Raw genomic sequence first — 545 nt, 5'->3', positions numbered from 1 at the left:
CAGCCATTACGCTCGTCATCAAAATCACTCGCATCAACCAAACCGTTATTCATTCGTGATTGCGCCTGAGCGAGACGAAATACGCGATCGCTGTTAAAAGGACAATTACAAACAGGAATCGAATGCAACCGGCGCAGGAACACTGCCAGCGCATCAACAATATTTTCACCTGAATCAGGATATTCTTCTAATACCTGGAATGCTGTTTTCCCGGGGATCGCAGTGGTGAGTAACCATGCATCATCAGGAGTACGGATAAAATGCTTGATGGTCGGAAGAGGCATAAATTCCGTCAGCCAGTTTAGTCTGACCATCTCATCTGTAACATCATTGGCAACGCTACCTTTGCCATGTTTCAGAAACAACTCTGGCGCATCGGGCTTCCCATACAATCGATAGATTGTCGCACCTGATTGCCCGACATTATCGCGAGCCCATTTATACCCGTATAAATCAGCATCCATGTTGGAATTTAATCGCGGCCTAGAGCAAGACGTTTCCCGTTGAATATGGCTCATAACACCCCTTGTATTACTGTTTATGTA

1 protein-coding gene is annotated in these 545 nt (G+C 45.7%); it reads right to left on the bottom strand.

Annotation, left to right across the window (positions count from 1 at the left end):
• Positions 1–518: phosphotransferase (locus SB749_RS18680; RefSeq protein WP_410711618.1), on the bottom strand; the 518-nt coding region annotated here is incomplete at its 3' end.
• Positions 519–545 lie beyond the last annotated feature (27 nt).

Origin of the sequence: Brevibacterium sp. SIMBA_078, from assembly GCF_046534565.1 — a bacterium.
Taxonomy (GTDB): domain Bacteria; phylum Actinomycetota; class Actinomycetes; order Actinomycetales; family Brevibacteriaceae; genus Brevibacterium.
The sequence above is the reverse complement of the archived record's forward strand: the minus strand, read 5'-3'. Positions and strand labels throughout refer to the sequence as shown.